Here is a 17,622-nt window from a genome sequence, read left to right on the forward strand (position 1 = left end):
GCCCCCGCCTCGACCGACCTGCAGCCCGTCGAGGTGTCCGAGACGACGACGGGCTTCGAGATCTTCACGGACCGCTCGGTGGTGGCCCTGCGGGTCGACGGCGAGCTGCGCGATCTGGCGACCGAGCTCCACGCGGGCGACGTCGCCGAGCCGGTCCTGATCGGGTCGAACGACGGGCTCGCCATCCTCCGGCACTCGGCCGCGCACGTCATGGCGCAGGCCGTCCAGGCGATCAACCCGTCGGCCAAGCTCGGCATCGGCCCGCCCGTCACCGACGGCTTCTACTACGACTTCGACGTGGCCGAGCCCTTCACCCCCGACGACCTCAAGGCGATCGAGAAGGGCATGGAGCGCATCATCAAGCAGGGCCAGCGCTTCCGTCGCCGGGTCGTCACCGACGCCGAGGCCCGCGAGCTGCTGGCGGCCGAGCCGTTCAAGCTCGAGCTGATCGGCCTCAAGGGCGGGTCGAGCGACGAGATCGGCGACGACGGCGAGTCCGTCGAGGTCGGTGGCGCCGAGCTCACCGTCTACGACAACGTCGACCCCAAGACCGGCGACGTGATCTGGTACGACCTCTGCCGCGGTCCCCACCTGCCGAGCACGCGCCTCCTCGGCAATGCCACGAAGCTGATGCGGGTGGCGGCGGCCTACTGGCGGGGCTCCGAGAAGAACCCGCAGCTGCAGCGCATCTACGGCACCGCCTGGCCCACCAAAGACGAGCTGCGCGCGTACCAGTCGCGACTAGAGGAGGCCGCGAAGCGCGACCACCGCAAGCTCGGCGTCGAACTCGACCTGTTCTCGTTCCCCGACGAGATCGGCTCCGGTCTCGCGATCTTCCACCCGAAGGGCGGCATCATCCGTCGCGAGATGGAGGACTACTCCAGGCGACGTCACGAGGCCGCCGGGTACGACTTCGTCTACACGCCGCACATCACCAAGGCGAGCCTGTTCGAGACCTCGGGTCACCTGGGCTGGTACAAGGACGGCATGTTCCCGGCCATGAAGCTCGACGAGGCCCGGAACGACGAGGGCGAGATCACCCGTCAGGGCGCCGACTACTACCTCAAGCCCATGAACTGCCCGATGCACATCCTCGCCTACCGGTCGCAGCCCCGGTCGTACCGCGACCTGCCGCTCCGCCTGTTCGAGTTCGGCACGGTGTACCGCAACGAGAAGTCCGGCGTCATCCACGGGCTGACCAGGGTCCGGGGCATGACCCAGGACGACGCGCACATCTTCACGACCCGCGACAAGATGAAAGACGAGCTGACCGGCACGCTGAACTTCGTGCTCTCGCTGCTCCGCGACTACGGCCTGACCGACTTCTACCTCGAGCTCTCGACCAAAGACCCGGAGAAGTACGTCGGCGACGACGACATCTGGGAGACCGCGACGGCGACCCTCCGCGAGGTCGCGGAGGAGTCCGGTCTCGACCTCGTGCCCGACCCCGGCGGGGCCGCGTTCTACGGGCCCAAGATCTCCGTCCAGGCACGCGACGCCATCGGGCGCACCTGGCAGATGTCGACCGTCCAGCTCGACTTCAACCTGCCCGAGCGCTTCGACCTCGAGTACGCGGCGGCGGACGGCACGCGCCAGCGCCCGGTCATGATCCACCGCGCCCTCTTCGGCACGATCGAGCGCTTCTTCGGTGTGCTGACCGAGCACTACGCCGGTGCGTTCCCCGTCTGGCTCTCGCCCGAGCAGGTCGTCGCCGTGCCCGTGGCCGACGAGTACGGCGAGTACCTCGACGGCGTGGTCGCGCGTCTCCGAGCCGAGGGCGTCCGCGCCCGGGTCGACCACGGCGACGACCGGTTCCCGAAGAAGATCCGCACGCACACGAAGTCCAAGGTGCCGTACCAGCTGATCGCCGGAGAAGAGGACCGCGCCGCGGGCGCCGTGAGCTTCCGTTACCGCGACGGAACGCAGGAGAACGGCGTCCCGATCGACGACGCGATCGCGAAGATCCTCACGGCGATCCAGACCAAGGCCCAGGTCTGACCGTGTCCGATCCTGCGGCCACCGAGGCCTCGGGCGACTTCGCCGCCGTTCCCGACGCCTTCCAACGTCTGTGGACCCCGCACCGTGCGGTCTACGTCGGGCAGGGGCAGGGCGCGCACGACGACTGCCCGTTCTGCGAGGCGCCGTCGAAGTCCGACGACGACGCGCTCATCGTCGCGCGGGGTGAGCACGCGTACGTCGTGCTCAACCTCTTCCCCTACAACCCGGGGCACCTCCTGGTGTGCCCGTATCGCCACGTCGCGACCTACGACCTGGCGACCGTCGACGAGGTGACCGAGATCGCCGCCCTCACGCAGATCGCGATGCGGGTGCTCACCGTCGTATCGCGTGCCCAGGGGTTCAACATCGGGATGAACCAGGGCCAGGTCGGGGGAGCGGGCATCGCCGAGCACCTCCACCAGCACATCGTGCCGCGGTACGGCGGCGACTCGAACTTCTTCCCGATCATCGCCGAGACCAAGGCTGTCACCCGACTTCTGGGCGACGTCCGCGCCGCCGTCGCCGAGGCCTGGCCCGCGACCGATCGGGCGTCGGACCCGTCGACGACCCGAGAGTCCTGAACAGCCCTAGAATGGAAGGCATCATGAGCGACACGACCCCCGCCTCCACCTCGTCCGCCACAACCGGTTCGGACCGCGTCAAGCGCGGTCTCGCCGAGATGCTCAAGGGCGGCGTCATCATGGACGTCGTCAACGTCGAGCAGGCCAAGATCGCCGAAGACGCGGGGGCCGTCGCCGTCATGGCCCTCGAGCGCGTCCCCGCCGACATCCGCTCGCAGGGCGGCGTGGCGCGGATGAGCGACCCCGACATGATCGACGAGATCGTCGCAGCCGTCTCGATCCCCGTCATGGCCAAGGCCCGCATCGGCCACTTCGTCGAGGCTCAGATCCTGCAGACCCTCGGTGTCGACTACATCGACGAGTCCGAGGTGCTGAGCCCCGCCGACTACGTCAACCACATCGACAAGTGGAACTTCACCGTGCCGTTCGTGTGCGGAGCGACCAATCTCGGCGAGGCGCTCCGCCGCATCACCGAGGGTGCGGCCATGATCCGCTCCAAGGGCGAGGCCGGCACGGGCGACGTCTCCGAGGCCACCAAGCACATCCGCACCATCTCGAAGGAGATCGCGCAGCTGCAGGGCCTCAAGACCGACGAGCTCTACGTCGCCGCGAAAGAGCTCCAGGCCCCCTACGAGCTCGTCAAGGAGATCGCGGAGACGGGCAAGCTGCCGGTCGTTCTCTTCACCGCGGGCGGGGTCGCGACGCCCGCCGACGCCGCGCTGATGATGCAGCTCGGCGCCGACGGCGTCTTCGTGGGCTCCGGCATCTTCAAGTCGGGCAACCCGGCCGAGCGTGCCCGGGCCATCGTCAAGGCGACCACCTTCTTCGACGACCCGCAGGTCGTGGCCGACGCGTCGCGCGGTCTGGGCGAGGCCATGGTCGGCATCAACGTGCCCGACCTGCCGGCGCCCCACCGTCTCGCCGAGCGTGGCTGGTAACAGCACGCAGGTGGGTCGGCGGTCACCTCGCGTCGGTGTCCTGGCGCTCCAGGGCGATTTCCGTGAGCACATCGGCGTCCTGACGTCACTCGGCGCAGAAGCGGTGCCGGTTCGCCGGGCATCCGAGCTGGCATCCGTCGACGGTCTCGTGATTCCCGGGGGCGAGTCGGGCGTGATGGATAAACTGACCCGCCTGTTCGATCTCGCCGGCCCTCTCCGCGCCGCGATCGATGACGGCCTGCCGGTGTACGGCACCTGCGCCGGGCTCATCATGCTCTCCGACCGCATCGTGGACGGCATCGCCGGGCAGAAGAGCCTCGGCGGTCTCGACGTCGCCGTCCGGCGCAACGCGTTCGGCAGTCAGACCGACTCCTTCGAGACCGATGTCGACGTCCCCGTCATCGGGGCGCCGCCCGTGCACGCCGTCTTCATCCGGGCCCCGGTGGTCACCGAGGTCGGGCCGCTGGCCACGGCGATCGGCGTCCTCGACGACGGCCGTGTCGTCGCCGTCGAGCAGGGCAACCTGCTCGGCACCTCGTTCCACCCCGAGGTGACCGACGACTACCGGTTCCACGCGTACTTCCTCGACAAGGCCCGTGCCCGGGCATCGCGGTAGACTCGTCCCGATTTCCGCCAGCAGTTGAAGGAGCACCGTGTCCGGGCATTCCAAGTGGGCAACGACCAAGCACAAGAAGGCCGTCATCGACAGCCGCCGTGCCAAGTCGTTCGCCAAGCTCATCAAGAACATCGAGGTCGCAGCCAAGCAGGGCGGGGCCGACATGTCGGGCAACCCGACGCTGGTCGACGCCGTGCAGAAGGCGAAGAAGACCTCCGTCCCGAACGACAACATCGACAGGGCGATCAAGCGCGGTGCCGGTCTCAGCGGTGAGAGCGTCGACTACCAGACGATCATGTACGAGGGCTACGGCCCGAACGGCGTCGCCCTCCTGATCGAGTGCCTCACCGACAACAAGAATCGTGCAGCGGCGAACGTGCGGACCGTGATGTCCCGCAACGGCGGAACGATGGCCGACCCGGGCAGCGTCGCCTACAACTTCAGCCGAAAGGGCGTCATCGCGGTCATGAAGAACGGCGACCTCACCGAGGACGACGTGCTGACGGCGGTCCTCGATGCCGGCGCCGAAGAGGTCACGGACCGCGGCGAGGGCTTCGAGATCGTCACGGAGGCCTCCGATCTCGTGCCGGCCCGCTCCGCATTGCAAGAGGCCGGCATCGACTACGACTCGGCCGACATCGAGTTCGTCCCCGGTCTCAAGATCGAGGTCGACCTCGAGACGGCACGCAAGGTCTTCCGGCTCATCGACGCCCTCGACGACGACGACGACGTCCAGAACGTCTACGCGAACCACGATGTCCCCGCCGACGTCCAGTCGGCGCTTGACGACGACGACGAGTAGCAGCCCCCGGTGACGCTCCGGGTGCTCGGCATCGACCCGGGGCTCACCCGGTGCGGCGTGGGTGTGATCGAGGTGTCGGCGACCCGGCGGCCTTCCCTGGTGGCGGTGCACGTCATCCGATCGGCTGCCGACTCTCCCCTCGAGCAGCGACTGCTGACCATCGGCCGGGGCATCGAAGCGCTCGTCGACGAGCACCGGCCCGACGCGATGGCGATCGAGCGCGTCTTCGCGCAGAACAACCTGCGCACGGTGATGGGCACCGCTCAGGTCAGCGGCCTGGCTCTCCGGGCTGCCGCCGAGCGCTCGATCCCGGTCGCGCTCCACACCCCTTCCGAGGTGAAGGCTGCGGTGACGGGCTACGGTTCGGCCGACAAGGCCCAGGTGGGGGCGATGGTCGCGCGCCTCCTGGGGTTGACCGAGGCGCCGAAGCCCGCCGATGCAGCCGACGCCCTGGCTCTGGCCATCTGCCATGCCTGGCGTCGCGACGGTTTGGGCGGCGGGGCGGGCGGCACCGCGACCGCGCCCGCCGGCGCCAGCACGCTCACTCCCGCGCAACGGGCGTGGCGGGACGCCGAGAAGACCCTGCGAACTCCTAGGCTGGGCGCATGATCTCGAGTGTCCGCGGCACCGTCCTGTCTGCTTCCGGGGCGTCCGTCGTCGTCGAGGTCGGGGGAGTGGGCCTCCGGGTGGGTGTCACCCCTCAGGTCGCTCTGACCGTCCACCCCGGCGACACGGCGCGCCTCTTCACCACGCTCATCGTCCGAGAAGACGATCTCTCGCTGTTCGGATTCCTCGAGCTGGAAGAGCTCGAGGTGTTCGACCTCCTGCGTGGCGTGACGGGCGTCGGCCCCAAGTCCGCCCAGGGTGTCCTCGCGACCCTCACCCCGAACCAGATCGCGCAGGCCGTCCTCGACGAGGACGACGCCGCGTTCCGTCGGGTCTCCGGCATCGGCCCCAAGACCGCGAAGCTCATCGTGCTCTCGCTGGCAGGCAAGCTCGACGTCGCGCCGTCCGCCCCGAGCGTCACCGCGGCCTCGACCACGGCGTCCGATGTGCTCGTGGCCCTCGTCGGTCTCGGCTGGGCCGAGCGCGAGGCTCAGGCGGCCATCGACGCCGTCGTGACCGAGACCGGTCAGGACTCCGGGCTCGCCGTGCCGCAGCTGCTGCGTGCGGCGCTCGGTCGACTGGGTCCGCAGAAGTCCCCGGCGTCGCGCGCATGAGCGACGACGACGTCACCCGACCGACCATCGAGTCCGAGACGGAGCTCGCCTTCGAGGGGGCCCTCCGCCCGTCGTCTCTCGCCGAGTTCGTCGGCCAGACGAAGGTCAGAGGACAGCTGCAGCTGCTCCTCCGAGCGGCCGAGATGCAGAACCGGTCTCCGGACCACATCCTCCTGGCCGGCCCGCCCGGTCTCGGCAAGACGACGCTCGCGATGATCGTCGCCCATGAGAGCTCCCGACCGCTCCGCATGTCGTCCGGTCCGGCCATCCAGCACGCCGGGGACCTCGCCGCCATCCTCTCGGCGCTCGTCCCGGGCGAGGTGCTCTTCATCGACGAGATCCACCGCATGGCCCGTTCGGCGGAGGAGATGCTCTACCTCGCCATGGAGGATTACCGGATCGACATCATGGTCGGCAAGGGAGCAGGGGCCACGAGCATCCCCCTCGAGCTGTCGCCCTTCACCCTCGTCGGGGCGACCACCCGGAGCGGCATGCTCCCGAATCCCCTCCGCGACCGCTTCGGTTTCACGGCCCATCTCGAGTTCTACGACGAGGCCGAGCTCACCGAGGTGCTGCGCCGGGCCGCGTCGCTGCTCGGCGTCGACGTCGACGCCCGGGCTCTGGCCGAGATCGCCGGCCGCTGCCGAGGCACCCCTCGAATCGCCAACCGCCTCCTCCGACGGGTCCGCGACTACGCGCTCGTGCACGAGCGACCCGCCGACCTCGCGACGGTGCGCGAGGCTCTGGCTCTCTACGACGTCGACGACCTGGGTCTCGACCGACTCGACCGCGAGGTGCTGTCGACGATCCTGAAGCGCTTCGGCGGAGGTCCCGTCGGGCTGAACACCCTCGCGGTCTCCGTCGGCGAGGAGGCCGACACCATCGAGTCGGTGGTCGAGCCGTTCCTCGTCCGGGCGGGTCTCGTCACGCGGACCCCGAGGGGCCGGATCGCGACGCCGGAGGCCTGGCGGCACTTCGGCCTCGCCCGCGACTCAGGGGGCCTCTTCGCCGATGATCTATAATTCCACCAGGTCGGTCGGCGCACAGAGCTAACCGGGTCGCCGACGCCCACACCCCACGAGCTTCGAAAGGCAGTTCCGCATGGACGCCACAACCCTGATCATGGTCCTCCTCCTGGTGGTCCTCGTCTTCTTCATGTTCCGCAACAAGAAGAAGCGGGACAATCAGCAGGCCGACCTCCAGCGCAAGATGGTCCCCGGCGTCGAGGTCATGCTCACGTTCGGGCTCTACGGCACGGTCGTCTCGATCGACGACGAGACCAACGTCGCCGAGGTCGAGGTCGCACCCGGCACGATCGTCAAGGTGCACCGTCAGACCCTGGGCCGCGTCGTCGAGCCCGTCGTCGTCGAGACGAGCAGCGAGACCGACGGCGACGACGCCCTCGACCGCCCCGTGATCGACTCGACCTCCACGGGCTCCCTCGACGAGTCGCCCACATACGGCGAGCGTGCCGACGAGCCGCGCATCGACACGACCCCGTCGAAAGACTCCGACAAGCCCACTGCCTGATCCGTCCGCCCGGTCGTGTCCTGACGACCGGGCCCGACACGCGCGCGCTCCGACCGGGCGCGCGTTCCCATGAGAAAGCTGAGTTCCTCCGTGGCACGTTCGACGCCGGTGAAGAAAGCCATCCGATCGCTGACCTGGCTCCTGGTCATCATCGCCGGGTTGACGGCCCTGAACGGCACGGCGACCGTGCTGAACGACTCCGGTCGAGACGGTTGGTGGAACGGCGCGAGCTGGGTCCCCGAACTGGCGCTCGATCTGCAGGGTGGCACGCAGATCACGCTGGCCGCCCAGCTGCAGAACGGCGAGACGGTGTCGAGTCAGCAGCTCGACCAGGCGGTGACGATCATCCGTCAGCGCATTGACTCCGCGGGCGTCTCCGAGTCGGAGATCACCAAGCAGGGCAGCCAGAACATCGTCGTCTCGATCCCCGGTCGACCCGACAACGCGACTCTCGAGCGCATCGAGGCCTCGGCCAAGCTGTCCTTCCGCCCGGTCCTGTTCACCGGGGCGGCGTCCAGCGCCGAGGTGGGCGGCGAGGCCGACGGCGCGAGCGCCAGTCCGAGCGCCGGCTCGACCACCGCGCCCTACACGCCGAACCCCGACCTCGAGAGCACACCGACGGCGTCGCCGACCAACGGCTCCGACCTCGCGTGGATCACACCCCAGCTCGCAGACGTCTACGAGAACTACAACTGCGCGGCCGACAACGACCTCGCGACGGCGCCCGACGACGAGCCCCTCGTGACCTGCTCGACCGACGGCACGGCCAAGTACATCCTCGGCCCCGTCGAGGTGGCGGGCAGCGACATCAGCGACGCCACGAACGGGCTGGCCACCGACGCGCAGGGCAACTCGACCAACACCTGGGCCGTCAACCTCGAGTTCGACGGTCAGGGCACCGACCAGTTCGCCGACGTCACGTCGCGACTCGTCACCCTCCAGGCCCCGCAGAACCAGTTCGCGGTCACCCTCGACAACCAGGTGATCACGGCTCCGTCCGCCAACGCCGCCATCACCGACGGTCGCGCGCAGATCACCGGCCAGTTCACGCAAGACAGCTCGAAGGCACTCGCAGACCAGCTGAAGTTCGGCGCTCTGCCGCTCAGCTTCTCCGTCCAGAGCAACGAGACGATCACCGCGACGCTGGGGCAGACCCAGCTGGTCAGCGGGCTCATCGCCGGTCTGATCGGCCTCATCCTCGTGGTGATCTACTCGCTGATCCAGTACCGGGCGCTGGCGTTCGTGACCGTGCTGTCGCTGATCATCGCCGCCGTGCTCACCTACCTCGTGATCGCGATCCTGTCGTGGCGCGAGGGGTACCGCCTGTCGCTCGCGGGGGTGACGGGGCTGATCGTCGCCATCGGCATCACCGCGGACTCCTTCATCGTCTACTTCGAGCGGATCCGAGACGAGCTGCGCGACGGGCGGATCCTCGAGAACGCCGTCGAGTCCGGCTGGAAGCGCGCGATCCGCACGATCATCGCCTCCGACACGGTCAACTTCCTCGCGGCCATCACCCTCTTCATCCTCGCCGTCGGTAACGTCAAGGGCTTCGCCCTGACTCTGGGGATCACGACGGTGATCGACCTGATCGTGGTGTCGCTCTTCACGCATCCGATGCTGCAGCTCATCGCCCGCACTCGGTTCTTCGGCGAGGGGCACTCGTTCAGCGGCCTCAATCCGAGAGCGCTGGGTGCCGTCTACCGGGGCAGGGCGCAGTTCCGCGAACCCGTCGTGGCCCGTGGCCGGAAGAGGGCGGGCGGTCGTGAGGCCGTCATCCGCCAGACCATCGCCGAGCGTAAAGCCGCCGAGAAGAACACCCGTCCGGGCGACAACGCGTCCGGCGACGAAGGGACCAACTCCTGATGGCCAGCTTCTCGAAGTTCGGTAACGACCTCTACACCGGCTCGCGATCGTTCGACATCGTCGGTCGACGCAAGACCTGGTACTGGATCGCCGCGCTGATGATCCTCATCTCCGTCACCGTCCCGTTCCTCCGCGGCGGATTCCACTTCGGCATCGAGTTCACCGGCGGCTCCGAGTTCCAGATCGCCCAGCCCGCCGAACTCGATCAGGACATCGCCGCCGAGACGGTCGACGAGGTCGTCCCGAACTCCAACCCGCGGGTGACGCAGGTCGGCACCGACACGATCCGAGTCCAGACCTCCCAGCTCGAGGCGGCCCAGACCAACGACCTCGCCGCGGCGCTGGCGACGGCGTACGACGTCCCCGACGACCGCGTGACCTCGTCGTTCATCGGCGCGTCGTGGGGCGCTGACATCACGGGTCAGGCGATCAAGGGCCTGGTGATCTTCCTGATCCTCGCCGCCATCGGCATGACGCTCTACTTCCGCACCTGGAAGATGTCGCTCGCGGCGATGACCGCCCTGCTGCACGACCTCGTGCTGACGGCCGGCATCTACGGCATCGTCGGCTTCGAGGTCACCCCGGCCGCCGTGATCGGGTTCCTGACCATCCTCGGCTACTCGCTCTACGACACCGTCGTGGTGTTCGACAAGATCCGGGAGAACACCTCCGAAGACGGCGAGGGTTCGCGGCGCACGTTCGGTCAGTCGATCAACCTGGCGGTCAACCAGACGCTGGTCCGGTCGATCAACACCTCGGTGGTCGCCCTGCTCCCGGTCGCGGCCATCCTCTTCATCGGTGCATTCGTCCTCGGTGCGGGCACGCTGCGTGACATCTCACTGGCGCTGTTCATCGGCATCCTGGTGGGCACGTACTCGACGATCTTCATCGCGTCGCCTCTGTACGCCACCCTCCGGATGCGCGAGCCCGAGATCGCCAAGCGAGACGCCCGCAAGGTGGAAGCCTCCGACGCGACCCTGGTGGAGGCACCGTGAGCCCCGTCGACGACCTCCCCGGGGTCAGCGCCGCCGAGGCCATCGAACGCGCCCGAGCGGGCACGCCCTTGATCGACGTCCGCGAGCAGTCCGAATGGGACGCCGGGCACGCCCCCGAGGCGCGACTCGTCCCGCTCTCCGAACTCGGCGATCGTCTCGATGACGTCCCCGCCGATCAGCAGGTGCTCGTGGTCTGCCACGCGGGCATGCGCTCACTCCGGGCGACGGCGGCACTGCGGCGTGCCGGCATCGACGCGGTCAACGTCGAGGGCGGGATGCTCGCGTGGCGAGATGCCGACGGAGACCTCACCTCCGAGAACGGCGCCCCGGCGTCGGTCGACTGAACCAGAGCGAGTAGCGTTGCCCTGCCGGACCCTCTGCACATCGCGGGCCGTCCGCATCGGCGTCCGTGACCACGAGAGCGAGGGTCGTCCGTGACCGAGATCACCACCAGTCAGAGTGCGCCCTCGTCCGAGCCCGCCGGAGGCACGGCGTCGCTCCGTACCCTCCTCCCGCGTCTCTTCTCGCGCAGTCAGCCCGCGGGCGCCGTCGACCGCCTCGTCAAGACGGTGCGGATGCACCACCCCAAGGCCGACCTGGTCATCATCGAGCGGGCCTACTCGGTGGCAGAGAAGGCCCACCGCGGCCAGCTGCGCAAGAGCGGCGAGCCGTACATCACCCACCCCGTCGCGGTGGCGCAGATCCTCGCCGATCTCGGCATCGGCTCGAAGACCATCGCGGCAGCCCTGCTCCACGACACCGTCGAAGACACCGACTACACGCTGGCGATGCTCCAGAACGACTTCGGTGACGAGATCACGATGCTCGTCGACGGCGTCACGAAGCTCGACAAGCTGAAGTACGGCGACAGCGCGCAGGCCGAGACGGTCCGCAAGATGGTCGTGGCGATGTCGAAGGACATCCGCGTGCTGGTGATCAAGCTCGCCGACCGTCTGCACAACGCCCGCACCTGGGGCTTCGTCGAGAGCGCCTCCGCGACGCGCAAGGCCACCGAGACGCTCGAGATCTACGCGCCGCTGGCCCATCGTCTCGGGATCCAGACCATCAAGTGGGAGCTGGAAGACCTCTCGTTCGCCGTGCTCCACCCCAAGCTCTATGTCGAGATCGACAACCTCGTGAAGCAGCGGACGCCGCAGCGGGAGCAGTTCGTCCAGAACGTCATCAACGCCGTCAAATCCGATCTCAAGTCGACGAAGATCCGCGGCGACGTGGTCGGCCGACCGAAGCAGTACTACTCGATCTACCAGAAGATGATCGTGAGAGGCCGCGAATTCGACGAGATCTACGACCTCGTCGGCATCCGAGTGCTGGTCAACTCGCTGCGTGACTGCTACGCCGTGCTGGGGTCCATCCACGCCAGATGGAACCCGATCCCCGGTCGTTTCAAGGACTACATCGCGACACCCAAGTTCAACCTCTACCAGTCGCTGCACACCACCGTCATCGGCCCCAAGGGACGTCCGGTCGAGATCCAGATCCGCACGCACGAGATGCATCAGCGTGCCGAGTTCGGCGTCGCCGCACACTGGAAGTACAAGCAGCGGATGAACGGCGGGCGCGACGAGTCCGCCACCGGCACCCGGACCGACACCGACATGGCCTGGCTCGCGCACATCTCCGACTGGCAGGCCGAGACGGCCGACCCGGGGGAGTTCCTCGACAGCCTCCGCTTCGAGATCGGTGCGAAGGAGGTCTACGTCTTCACGCCTCAGGGAAAGGTCATCGGTCTGCCCTCCGGTGCGACGCCGGTCGACTTCGCCTACGCCGTGCACACCGAGGTCGGTCACCGCACCATGGGCGCCAAGGTCAACGGTCGGCTGGTCCCCCTCGAGAGCGCGCTGTCCAGCGGCGACGTCGTCGAGGTGTTCACCTCGAAGAACCCGGACTCCGGGCCGAGCCAGGACTGGCTCATGTTCGTCAAGAGCCCCCGCGCCCGCAACAAGATCCGGCAGTGGTTCACCAAAGAACGCCGCGACGAGGCGATCGAGCAGGGCAAGGACGCCATCGCCCGGGCCATGCGCAAGCAGAACCTGCCGCTGCAGAAGCTGATGAACCAGGACAGCATCGCCGAGGTCGCCGCCCTGCTGCGATATGACGACGTGTCGAGTCTCTACGCGGCCGTCGGCGAGGGTCACCTGTCGACCCAGTCCGTCATCGAGAAGATCCTGTCGGCCGTCCAGCAGCAGACCGAGGTCGAGGAGGGCGAGTTCGAGTTCCCGAGCAAGGGCGCCACCCGTCCCCTCCGCAACAGCGACTCGGGGGTGCTCGTCCGGGGTGCTCCTGACATCCTCGTCAAGCTCGCCAAATGCTGCACGCCGGTGCCGGGAGACCAGATCGTCGGCTTCGTGACACGCGGGCAGGGGGTGAGCGTGCATCAGGCGACGTGCCACAACGTCCAGAGCCTGATGAACGAGCCCGAGCGGATGATCGAGGTCGAGTGGGCACCGTCGTCGAAGAGCGTGTTCCTCGTCCAGATCCAGATCGAGGCCCTTGATCGGAGCGGCCTGCTCAGCGACGTCACCCGGGTGCTCAGCGAACACCACGTGAACATCCTGTCGGCGAGCGTCTCGACATCCGACGAGCGTCTCGCCCTCAGTCGGTTCGTCTTCGAGATGGGTGACACGACCCACCTCGACCGGGTGCTGAACGCCGTGCGCCGCATCGACGCCGTCTACGACGTGTACCGGGTCAGCGCCGGCTGACCGATCAGGCCCCGAGCGGATCCAGGAGGGATCGCAGCCGGGCTTCGGCGCGCTGCCGGTGGGGGAGCCGTCCGCGTCGATCGATGAGACGGGCGACCTGCACCGACGTGACCCCATACAGCCGGCAGAGGTCGCCGACGCGTCTCTCGTCGGCCGGAGTCCAGACCGAGGCTCGGGCGAGGTCCAGTGCCGTGCGCGCCGGTGCGGTGACGCGCAGTCCCGCGACCTCGGCGATCTCGTCCCGATCGATGGTCATCTCACGGATCGAGACCCGTCCGCTCGTGTCTCGGTGCCGAGCATCCGGGGGCACGATGCCGTCGTGCCTCCATGGTGGGGACACCGCAGCCATCCAGATCCATGCGGCGGTCTCCCCAGCGGCGATCACCTGCCGTCCGAACAGCCCGACGACCGAGGAGGCGCGGATCCAGGGAGTGTCGACGGTCGCGATCTCGGCCCAGCCGTCCCCGACGGCGTACAACTCGCCGTCCAGGGCGGCAGCGCGCAGTTCGACCTCGGGCAGCTGAGCCGTCGTCAGGAGGCGGGGAAGGGGTGGTGGCATTCCGCCAGCCTGCCCGACCATCGACCGGACGACGAACCGCCCGGCCCCTCCTTGTGGAGAGAGAGCCGGGCGGTGCGGGCGGTGGTGGAGAGGTCAGGAGCCGAGGGCGTCGAGCCAGACCTTGCGCGCGTCGAGAGCCTCGCGAGCGTCTTTCACCTTGCGGAAGTCCCCACTGGCCTCGGCCGTGGCGAGCTCCTCCTCGAGCTTCGAGATCGCGTCCTGGAGCTGGCTCGCCAGACCCTCGGATCGCGCCTTGCGCTCGGGATTGTTCTTCTGCCAGAACTCCTCGTCGAGGGTGCGGACGTGCGATTCGACCTTGCGGAGTCGGTCTTCGACGACACGGACCTGCTCGCGTGGAACACGGCCGATCTCGTCCCAGCGGAGCTGGATCGAGGTGAGCGCCTCGCGGGCCGCGACCCGCTCGGTGACCGTGAGGATCTTCTCGGCCTCGTCGAGGAGCGCGAGCTTCGCCGCGAGGTTGCCCTCGTACTCGACGTTGTCTTGAGCGACGACCTCCCCCTTGGCGGCGTACAGGACGTCGCCGGCCCGCTTGAAGCGAGCCCAGAGCGCGTCGTCGTACTTCTTGCCCGCGCGACCGGCGCGCTTCCAGTCGTCGAGCAGGTGACGGTACTCGGGGATGCCGTCGGCGCCCTTGCCGGCCAGCGCGTCGGCGGCCTCGACGAGAGCCTGCTTGCGCTGTCGCGCCTCACGGTGCGTCGCGTCCAGCTCGGCGTAGAACGACTTGCGGTTCTGGTCGATGGTCGACCGGGCCGTGCGGAAGCGCTTCCAGAGGTCGTTGCCCTCGCCCTTGGGGATCCGCGGGCCGTCCTGCTGGTGCTTCTGCCACCTCGCGAAGATCTCGTCGATCGTCGCCGTGACCTGCTTCCACTGCACCCGGGCGGGGTCCTGTGCGGCGAGCGTCTCGGCCTCGACGACCAGGGCGGTGCGAACGGCGACCGCCTCGGCCAGAGCCTCCTGGGCCTCCGCGCTCTGCTTCTGAGTGAGCTCGCCGACCGTGCTGTCGAGAGCCGTCACGCGAGTGCGGAGCGCCTCGAGGTCGCCCACGGCGCTCGGCTCGACGAGGAGCGCCTTCAGCTGCTTGACGGTCTTGCCGACGTCGGACGCCGAGGCGCCGCGGGCCACCCGCTGCTCGAGCAGGGTGACCTGCCCGTTCAACTCGGTGTACTTGCGTTCGTAGTAGGCGAGCGCCTCGGCGGCGGTCGCATCGGGGTACTGGCCGACGGCGCGTTCGCCTTCTGCCTCCCGGACGTAGACGGTGCCGTCGTCGTCGACGCGGCCCCAGGGTGCCTGATCGTCAGTAGCCACTGTTGTCCCTTGCTGGATGTGCTCGTCACGGAGCCCAGGACGGGTCTCGATGATGGGACTCCAGCCTATTGCACCGTCGACGACCGTGGTCTATTCGATGGTCGCCGACGTGATCGTGGTCGCGACGACGGGGGAGCCGTCCGTCGACTCCTGACCCTCGGCGACCGGTCGGACGCCCTCGGCGGCGATCGAGGAGACGAGGTCGTCGAGACCGTCCGTGACGGAACCGACCACCGTGTATCCGCCCGTCGAGGCGTCCAATGTCGTCTCGCCGTAGGTGATGAAGAACTGGGTCGACTGCGAGTTCGGGTCCTCGCCCCGGGCCATGGCGATGGTGCCCGCCGGGTAGACGCCGTCGGCGGGGACGTTCTCGAGCGGTCCGAAGGTGAAACCGGCGTCACCCGTCCCGTCGCCGTTCGCCGAGCCGCACTGGAGGAACTCCGCCGACGGGGCGTCGCTCAGGCGGTGACACGCGGTGCCGTCGTAGAAGCCCTGCTGGATGAGGTCGACCAGCACCGACGTCGCCTGCGGGGCCCGTGCGCCGTCGAGGCTGATCGCCAGCGGGACGTCGTCGTTCAGCACGAGATCGCCTGTCCAGACGCGATCCTCCGCGATGTCCGAGCTGGGCACGTCCCCGGTCGAGGTGGCGGTCGGCGTCGGAGTCGCCGTGGCGGCGGGCGGATCGTCGACGGCACCGGGCCCCGAGGTCGTGTAGAGCACCTGCGAGACGACTGCGGCGGAGACGACGACGAGGGCGATGAGGGATGCGCGGATGTCGTCCCGACGGCGACGGGCGACCTGCCCGGCGTGGATGCTCTTCCGAGCCGTGTAGCGCCGGAGCCTCTCGCGGTTCTCGCGGTCGTCCTTGTTCGCTGCCACGTGTCCTCCATGCCGTGTCGATGGTCGCCCCGCACTGTATCGGAGCCGTGCCGGGCGTCGCTGTCGGCGGCCCGGTCTAGCATGAGTGCCCATGAGCCCGCTCCCGCAGAGCTCGACCCCACTCGCGGTCCGCATGCGTCCCACCAGCCTCGACGAGGTCGCCGGTCAACGGCATCTGCTCCGGCCGGGCTCGCCCCTCGTGACGCTGGCCTCCGACGCGACCGGAGAGCAGGGCGCCGTCTCGGTCATCCTGTGGGGGCCGCCCGGCACGGGCAAGACGACTCTCGCCCAGGCCATCGCGCACACCTCCGGTCGGCAGTTCATCGAACTCTCCGCGGTGACGGCCGGCGTGAAGGACGTCCGCCAGGTGATGGAGAAGGCCCTCACCAATCGCGACCTGTACGGCACGACGACCGTGCTGTTCCTCGACGAGATCCATCGGTTCACCAAGGCCCAGCAGGACGCCCTCCTCCCCGGCGTCGAGAACGGCTGGGTGATCCTCATCGCCGCGACCACGGAGAACCCCTCGTTCTCGGTCATCACACCGCTGCTGTCGCGATCGCTGCTCCTCACCCTCGAGCAGCTGAGCGACGACGACCTCGGCGATCTCGTGCGACGCGCCGTGCACGACCCTCGCGGGCTGGCGGACACCGTCATCCTCGACGACGAGGCCCTCGCGACGATCGTCCGACTCGCATCGGGTGACGCACGACGAGCGCTGACGGCCCTCGAGGCGTCCGCCCAGTCGGCGGCCGCCTCGAGTCTCGAGGCTCCCGGCGCGACGGAGGCCGCCGGTGCGGACCCGGGGGCCGACTTCGATCCCGACGCCGACTACGACGACGACCCCGACGACACCCGACCGGTGATCACGGCGGACACCGTCGCCCAGTCCGTCGACCGTGCGCTGCTGCGCTACGACCGCAACGGCGACGAGCACTACGACGTGATCAGCGCCTTCATCAAGTCGATCCGCGGCTCCGACGTGGACGCCGCCCTGCATTACCTGGCGCGCATGATCGAGGCCGGCGAGGATCCGCGCTTCATCTGCCGACGCATCATCGTCTCCGCGGGTGAGGACATCGGGATGGCCGACCCGAACGCCCTCACCGTGGCGGTGTCGGCGGCGACGGCGGTCCAGATGATCGGCATGCCCGAGGGCCGCATCCCGATGGCCGAGGCCGTCGTCTACCTGGCCACCGCGCCCAAGTCGAACAGGTCGTACAGCGCACTGGACGCCGCCATAGCCGACGTCCGGGCCGGCCGGGCGGGGCGTGTGCCCAAGCACCTCCGAGACGCCCACTACCCGGGGGCCAGACGACTCGGGCACGGCAAGGGGTACCGGTACTCGCACGACTCCGAACTCGGCGTCGTCAAGCAGCAGTACCTGCCCGACGAGCTGGTCGGCACCGTCTACTACGATCCGACCGGTCATGGCAACGAGAACGCCGTCACGACACGCCTCGAGAAACTGCGCCGCATCATTCGCGGAGAATGACCCGCCCGTGTTAAGCTGATCGCTGCCTGGTATCGGTCTGTCACGCACGGCTGCAGTGACGACATTCGATCAAGGGTCCTGGTCTTTAGCCGAT

At 68.6% G+C, this 17,622-nt stretch carries 17 protein-coding genes; 14 read left to right on the forward strand and 3 right to left on the reverse strand.

What is annotated here, in order from left to right; all coding sequences use genetic code 11:
* Window positions 1–33 precede the first annotated feature (33 nt).
* From thrS to IFT51_RS06650, 13 genes are all read left to right on the forward strand, one after another.
* Window positions 34–1,998 carry a threonine--tRNA ligase gene (thrS, locus tag IFT51_RS06590; RefSeq protein WP_371740741.1) on the forward strand — a complete coding sequence of 655 codons (1,965 nt, stop codon included), beginning with the start codon at window positions 34–36 and terminating at the stop codon, window positions 1,996–1,998.
* Window positions 1,999–2,000: 2 nt separating this feature from the next.
* Complete coding sequence (locus IFT51_RS06595; protein ID WP_371740720.1) at window positions 2,001–2,579, forward strand: HIT domain-containing protein; 579 nt, start codon at window positions 2,001–2,003, stop codon at window positions 2,577–2,579.
* Window positions 2,580–2,602: 23 nt separating this feature from the next.
* Complete coding sequence (gene pdxS, locus IFT51_RS06600; RefSeq protein ID WP_192060292.1) at window positions 2,603–3,517, forward strand: pyridoxal 5'-phosphate synthase lyase subunit PdxS; 915 nt, start codon at window positions 2,603–2,605, stop codon at window positions 3,515–3,517.
* Window positions 3,507–4,133 carry a pyridoxal 5'-phosphate synthase glutaminase subunit PdxT gene (gene pdxT / locus IFT51_RS06605; protein ID WP_371740721.1) on the forward strand — a complete coding sequence of 209 codons (627 nt, stop codon included), beginning with the start codon at window positions 3,507–3,509 and terminating at the stop codon, window positions 4,131–4,133. The genes pdxS and pdxT overlap by 11 nt, the downstream gene beginning before the upstream one ends.
* 37 nt (window positions 4,134–4,170) lie before the next feature.
* Window positions 4,171–4,935, forward strand: coding sequence for a YebC/PmpR family DNA-binding transcriptional regulator (locus IFT51_RS06610; protein WP_192060293.1), 765 nt, complete (start codon window positions 4,171–4,173; stop codon window positions 4,933–4,935).
* Between the two features lie 9 nt (window positions 4,936–4,944).
* Window positions 4,945–5,544 (forward strand): crossover junction endodeoxyribonuclease RuvC, encoded by a 600-nt coding sequence (gene ruvC / locus IFT51_RS06615; protein WP_192060294.1) that lies wholly within the window; start codon window positions 4,945–4,947, stop codon window positions 5,542–5,544.
* Window positions 5,541–6,155 carry a Holliday junction branch migration protein RuvA gene (gene ruvA / locus IFT51_RS06620; protein ID WP_192060295.1) on the forward strand — a complete coding sequence of 205 codons (615 nt, stop codon included), beginning with the start codon at window positions 5,541–5,543 and terminating at the stop codon, window positions 6,153–6,155. Before ruvC ends, ruvA begins: the two co-directional genes overlap by 4 nt.
* Window positions 6,152–7,177, forward strand: coding sequence for a Holliday junction branch migration DNA helicase RuvB (gene ruvB / locus IFT51_RS06625; protein WP_192060296.1), 1,026 nt, complete (start codon window positions 6,152–6,154; stop codon window positions 7,175–7,177). Before ruvA ends, ruvB begins: the two co-directional genes overlap by 4 nt.
* Before the next feature lie 79 nt (window positions 7,178–7,256).
* Window positions 7,257–7,685, forward strand: a complete 429-nt coding sequence (gene yajC / locus IFT51_RS06630) for a preprotein translocase subunit YajC (RefSeq protein ID WP_192060297.1) — start codon at window positions 7,257–7,259, stop codon at window positions 7,683–7,685.
* Between the two features lie 90 nt (window positions 7,686–7,775).
* On the forward strand, window positions 7,776–9,551 hold the full coding sequence (gene secD / locus IFT51_RS06635) for a protein translocase subunit SecD (protein ID WP_192060298.1): 1,776 nt from the start codon (window positions 7,776–7,778) through the stop codon (window positions 9,549–9,551).
* Window positions 9,551–10,546, forward strand: coding sequence for a protein translocase subunit SecF (gene secF, locus IFT51_RS06640; RefSeq protein WP_192060299.1), 996 nt, complete (start codon window positions 9,551–9,553; stop codon window positions 10,544–10,546). The genes secD and secF overlap by 1 nt, the downstream gene beginning before the upstream one ends.
* Window positions 10,543–10,890, forward strand: coding sequence for a rhodanese-like domain-containing protein (locus IFT51_RS06645; protein ID WP_192060300.1), 348 nt, complete (start codon window positions 10,543–10,545; stop codon window positions 10,888–10,890). The genes secF and IFT51_RS06645 overlap by 4 nt, the downstream gene beginning before the upstream one ends.
* A gap of 90 nt (window positions 10,891–10,980) precedes the next feature.
* Window positions 10,981–13,269 (forward strand): bifunctional (p)ppGpp synthetase/guanosine-3',5'-bis(diphosphate) 3'-pyrophosphohydrolase, encoded by a 2,289-nt coding sequence (locus IFT51_RS06650; protein WP_371740722.1) that lies wholly within the window; start codon window positions 10,981–10,983, stop codon window positions 13,267–13,269.
* 4 nt (window positions 13,270–13,273) lie between these two features.
* Here IFT51_RS06650 and IFT51_RS06655 read toward each other — a convergent pair whose 3' ends face one another.
* The 3 genes from IFT51_RS06655 to IFT51_RS06665 all read right to left on the reverse strand — a co-directional run bounded on the left by IFT51_RS06655 (window position 13,274) and on the right by IFT51_RS06665 (window position 16,033).
* Window positions 13,274–13,828, reverse strand: coding sequence for a type IV toxin-antitoxin system AbiEi family antitoxin (locus IFT51_RS06655; RefSeq protein WP_192060301.1), 555 nt, complete (start codon window positions 13,826–13,828; stop codon window positions 13,274–13,276).
* A gap of 93 nt (window positions 13,829–13,921) precedes the next feature.
* Window positions 13,922–15,154: a DUF349 domain-containing protein gene (locus IFT51_RS06660; RefSeq protein WP_192060302.1), complete on the reverse strand. Its 1,233-nt coding sequence runs from the start codon at window positions 15,152–15,154 to the stop codon at window positions 13,922–13,924.
* 90 nt (window positions 15,155–15,244) lie between these two features.
* A complete protein-coding gene (locus IFT51_RS06665; RefSeq protein WP_192060303.1) occupies window positions 15,245–16,033 on the reverse strand; it encodes a peptidylprolyl isomerase in 789 nt (262 codons plus the stop codon).
* A gap of 91 nt (window positions 16,034–16,124) precedes the next feature.
* Here IFT51_RS06665 and IFT51_RS06670 point away from each other — a divergent pair, with 91 nt between their 5' ends.
* Complete coding sequence (locus IFT51_RS06670) at window positions 16,125–17,528, forward strand: replication-associated recombination protein A (RefSeq protein ID WP_192060304.1); 1,404 nt, start codon at window positions 16,125–16,127, stop codon at window positions 17,526–17,528.
* Window positions 17,529–17,622 lie beyond the last annotated feature (94 nt).

The organism is Frigoribacterium sp. CFBP 13712, from assembly GCF_014842255.1.
GTDB lineage: Bacteria > Actinomycetota > Actinomycetes > Actinomycetales > Microbacteriaceae > Frigoribacterium.

What these genes read in the sequence shown, in the direction of transcription:
- pdxS (WP_192060292.1), top strand. Translation starts at nt 2,603, where the DNA reads ATGAGCGACACGACCCCCGCCTCCACCTCGTCCGCCACAACCGGTTCG.
- yajC (WP_192060297.1), top strand. Translation starts at nt 7,257, where the DNA reads ATGGACGCCACAACCCTGATCATGGTCCTCCTCCTGGTGGTCCTCGTC.
- ruvB (WP_192060296.1), top strand. Translation starts at nt 6,152, where the DNA reads ATGAGCGACGACGACGTCACCCGACCGACCATCGAGTCCGAGACGGAG.
- IFT51_RS06670 (WP_192060304.1), top strand. Translation starts at nt 16,125, where the DNA reads ATGAGCCCGCTCCCGCAGAGCTCGACCCCACTCGCGGTCCGCATGCGT.
- secF (WP_192060299.1), top strand. Translation starts at nt 9,551, where the DNA reads ATGGCCAGCTTCTCGAAGTTCGGTAACGACCTCTACACCGGCTCGCGA.
- IFT51_RS06655 (WP_192060301.1), bottom strand. Translation starts at nt 13,828, where the DNA reads ATGCCACCACCCCTTCCCCGCCTCCTGACGACGGCTCAGCTGCCCGAG.
- ruvA (WP_192060295.1), top strand. Translation starts at nt 5,541, where the DNA reads ATGATCTCGAGTGTCCGCGGCACCGTCCTGTCTGCTTCCGGGGCGTCC.